This is a genomic window from Pantoea sp. CFCC18179 (assembly GCF_059412405.1).
Genome location: NZ_JBNBPM010000032.1, coordinates 1 through 4,254, shown reverse-complemented (window position 1 = coordinate 4,254; position 4,254 = coordinate 1). Strand labels below are relative to the sequence as shown.

Below are 4,254 nucleotides of genomic sequence, written 5' to 3'. Positions count from 1 at the left end.
AGCCGGCAGGCCCGAACCCCGGAGGGATTCGGCGGAGCTTACCGGCGCAGCCGGTTAGCGCAGTGGGGCTGACGACCCGGCAACGCCGGGGAGCCGGAGGGGGCCATCAGGCTGTTCATGCTGTTGACCTTCAGGGACAGGAAGGCGGAGAAGCAGCTGCAGCACAGCAGAACGGAGAGCAGCAGGAAGCAGAGAGAGAAGACCGTGAGACAGCGTCCCGGAGAGAGAAAGCGCAGGCGAAGGGAGAGAGGCGGTGCGTCAGCACCGTCTTTTCCCGGCCCGCAGGGCCGCCCGCTTTTAAGCCGCGGCTCAGGCAGCTGCAGGGCCATAAACAGCCCCGCGCTCACTGCTCTTAACATTCGTCCAGCTCGGCCTGATAATGCATTTCCGCCATATTTACCAGCGACGCAAATGTTACGTTTTCGTCCGTTATGCCTTCCTGTTCACACAGGTGCATCAGGTTAGCTATCAGATCCTGCACAGCCGTGTAAGCTTCGTCCCCGTTTCCGTCAAGACCGGTACGCCGGGCATATATCCATAATGCCTCGGCCGCAACCGTTGCGCGGTCCGTATTTCCCCAGATAAGCGCCGGTCGCTCAGTTTCCGCAGCCGTCGCGGCAATTTCTTCGATAACGTCCATTCGCACCGGCTCACACGTCGCGGGTAATCCCGGGTTTACTGGCTGGTTATCCAGTGATAAGGTTTGCGCTGTAGACACATTGATCTCCTGTTCTGTGGTCAGTGTTTCTCTGATGCCCCGGCTTCGTCGTAGATACTAGGGGCGGAATCAGGCAGGGTTCACACCCTGCCTTTTTTCTGTCCGTTACTCTGGCTTATACGCTACGAGACGCATCACGCGAACGCCCGTCCCTGCAAACATGCCGTCCATTGGTTCAGACCAGCTGCAGTCCCAGCCCGGCAGCACGCCTTTTTTATCCGCCCCCGCTGGCAGTATGGCCCCCAGTCGCCCGCCCTCTTTTACCAGCGCAGCGGCTGCGTTCAGATGCGCTACGGCGCGCCCTTCGCTGTAAGGTGGATTCATTACCACGACGTCAAAACGCTGACGGGTTTCCTGCGCCCAGTGCAGAAAATCGCCCTCAATTACCGTGTGCCCTTTGGCCTCCAGTACGCGGCAGTGCAGCGGCGAGATTTCCACGCAGGTGGTATGCGTCTGCGGCATCAGGTCGGCAAGTCCGCCCATACCCGCGCTTGGCTCCAGGCAGGTTTCGCCCTCCTGAATGTTCACTTCGTCAAGCAGCTGCGCGGCAAGCGCCTGGGTTGTCGGGTAAAACTGGTGCGTTTTCTGATCCGGCAGCGCGCCGCTCAGCTGGATATCCTGAATCGCCGTGGTCGGGTCGTAGTCGAACTCAAACCATGTAAACGCGTTTCTGGCCATCTTCACGCCGCCGATGCTGATCAGCACGTTTTCAGCCTCCGCACGCACGGCCTTGTCGAAGTTCATCAGATTCTTAAAGCGGCGGTTATTCGGATTTGTGGTAACCGGCTCGCGCGGCTCTTCCCAGCGATTACGCTGCTGCGGCTCAGTGCGCTCGATCTCCAGCTCGCTGAGTTCGCTCAGCACGCTGAACGGCAGCAGGTTCGACGTCAGGTTAAAACTCTTCGCCTTTGTGCGCGGCTTCTGACGATGCTCCGCCGGGATCGCTGCCGGATACAGAAACGCCAGAATGTCATTGAGCCGCCAGGCCATGTCAGGATGAATTTCAAGGTGTGCCGTGCCTTTCAGAAAGGCTTTCACGCGCAGCGCGCCCCCGTCGAGGGTCAGCCATTCCCCGGCACGCTTGCGGGCAATCTGCAGGATTTTGTCTGTGGTGCGGTAGCTGGTGGCATCGCGGCCCATGAATTTTGCGATAACCTGGCGCAGGTCATCAATGTAGCCGGTGCGTTCGTAGTTGTTGCCGCCCCACTCATCGTACACGCGCGCCATGATCATACGCTTGCCAAAGCCCTCCGGGCGGTTGGTGACGTGTTCCCCGGACAGGCTGCGGAAAATCCCGTCTATGCGCTCGGCAAAAAATTTCTCTCGCGAAAACAGCAGCTCAGACAGCGTGGCGCGTACCGTTTTTTCCTCAAAATCCGGCGCGGCCATTTCGCGGATCTGCTCATTCCACTCGTTGCGACGGTCGTTGGGCATGTACTGGTAAACATCCGTCAGGTCTAACGCCTCCTGCCAGAATGCCGAATTCAGGGATGCGACTGCGCCCGGCACGCTGAACATCTCGCCCACGGTCCGCCCGTAATAGCCCCGGCGGCTGCTCAGATTGCCGCTGATAAAATGCGCTACCGCCGTGGCGTTCTCACCGCTGGTCACCATGCTGGCAATGGCTTCAATTTTCGCCCGAGTGTGCTGATAGCGTCCCAGCAGCGAATCAATCAGATCCGACTCTACCGGCGCAAAGAAGCTGTCGCCCAGCAGTTCCCCCGCTCCACCATGATCGCCCTGGCCGTTAAAAAGAGATGATTCTTTAGATTCTGAAGCCGTGGTGTTGACGTTCTGCTGTGACATGTTGTGTCTCCCGTGTGGTTTAAGTGATGTTTCTCTGAGTTCCTCGCCGTGAGGNGATGATTCTTTAGATTCTGAAGCCGTGGTGTTGACGTTCTGCTGTGACATGTTGTGTCTCCCGTGTGGTTTAAGTGATGTTTCTCTGAGTTCCTCGCCGTGAGGGCAGAACAGGCGCGCGGGCATCAGGCTGAACGCAGGGGGAAACGGCAAAGCCGCAGCCCGCAGGGACCGGGTGCAGCCGTTTAGCTCGCGACCCTTGCGTGAGGACGCCCGGGTGCCAGGTTTCTGCACGGCGAAGGGGCTCAGGGGAACAAAACAGAACGCGGAAGGATGAACAGGGCACGGCCCCGGAACGGCACGCCACGGTGCCGGGCCGGTCCTCAGCGGCCACGTCCTTTTGTGGCCAGTGAACGCGCGGGCGAGAGCCCGCTGCAGGGGTTGACCTGGCCGTTGCCATCAGACCCTAGCCGGCAGGCCCGAACCCCGGAGGGATTCGGCGGAGCTTACCGGCGCAGCCGGTTAGCGCAGTGGGGCTGACGACCCGGCAACGCCGGGGAGCCGGAGGGGGCCATCAGGCTGTTCATGCCGTTTATCTTCATGGACAGGAAACCGGAGAAGCAGCTGCAGCACAGACAAGGGATAAACAGCAGCAGGCAGCAGAGAGAGAAAACCGTGAGACAGCGCCCCGGAGAGAGAAAGCGCAGGCGAAGGGAGAGAGACGGTGCGTCAGCACCGTCTGTTACCGGCCCGCAGGGCCGCCGGGCTTTAAACTGCAGGTTGCGAGGCCCGGCTCAGGCCCCGCTTTCGGACTATACAGATGTATGCTGGCTGTCAGCTTTCACTTATCAGAACGAAATAGCGATGCCGCTGATCCAGCAAAAATTCCCGCGCCTGCTCGCTTATCCAGGGTCGTGCCGCTTCGGCTGTATACAGGTTGTATGATGCGCATTCAGCTTCGGTCATAATGTGCCCGGTATAAGTGACATACCCTGCACGCAGTGGATTCTTCAGCGCTTCTGCCAGACGTTCCTGTGTGTTCATTGCTGTATCCTTTCCCCTGCAGCGCGCTGCAGGGGTGTCAGTGCTTACCCTCTCAGGCGGGAAAACTGCCAGTGACAAAACGGGCTGTATTCATCGCTTTTCGGCAGGCTTGCCTGTGCGTGTTTCTTCAGGCCTTCATGTTCTGACCAGAACAGCTCTAGCGCCGCCACGTTAAGCAGACCTGCTGCCTTATAGACGTTGGTTGTCTGATATTCAGTGCTCTCCTCATATTCTTCGTCGCCGATCGGGTTTGCTGAATGCACGATGCGGGTTTCATAGATTTCCGGCGCTGCGCCTGCTTTTGGGGCAAACAAGGCGACAGTGATCAGCAGCTTTTCATGCGGATTAATCAGCAGCAGCTCGGTTGCCGACCGGAATTTGCCCGAATCAAATACAGCCTCATCGCGCGTAAACGTTGCCGCCGCCAGGTACTCCAGATTCATATTAAAATCACCGCGGATCGCTGCGGTATTCACGTTGAACTGCGGATAGTTGACGTAAAAAAGATTTCGGCGAAAGGCGCGGCGGATAGCGTCATAGCTGACATTTTCTGCAGACTCTGCCTTTGAGAATGATGATTCTTTAGATTCTGAAGCCGTGGTGTTGACGTTCTGCTGTGACATGTTGTGTCTCCCGTGTGGTTTAAGTGATGTTTCTCTGAGTTCCTCGCCGTGAGGGCAGAACGGGCGACC

4 protein-coding genes are annotated in these 4,254 nt (G+C 58.4%); all 4 read right to left on the bottom strand.

All coding sequences use genetic code 11. The features are described 5' to 3' along the window. Positions 1–352: 352 nt before the first annotated feature. A complete protein-coding gene (locus tag ACPUC7_RS24250; RefSeq protein WP_494924839.1) occupies positions 353–718 on the bottom strand; it encodes a hypothetical protein in 366 nt (121 codons plus the stop codon). A gap of 105 nt (positions 719–823) precedes the next feature. After that, positions 824–2,236 carry a DUF4942 domain-containing protein gene (locus tag ACPUC7_RS24245; RefSeq protein ID WP_494924840.1) on the bottom strand — a complete coding sequence of 471 codons (1,413 nt, stop codon included), beginning with the start codon at positions 2,234–2,236 and terminating at the stop codon, positions 824–826. A gap of 1,116 nt (positions 2,237–3,352) precedes the next feature. Continuing rightward, entirely contained in the window at positions 3,353–3,562 is a 210-nt protein-coding gene (locus ACPUC7_RS24240) for a hypothetical protein (RefSeq protein WP_287635808.1), read from the bottom strand. Between the two features lie 44 nt (positions 3,563–3,606). Beyond that, the coding region (locus tag ACPUC7_RS24235) for a hypothetical protein (RefSeq protein ID WP_494924838.1) at positions 3,607–4,254 on the bottom strand (648 nt) is incomplete at its 5' end.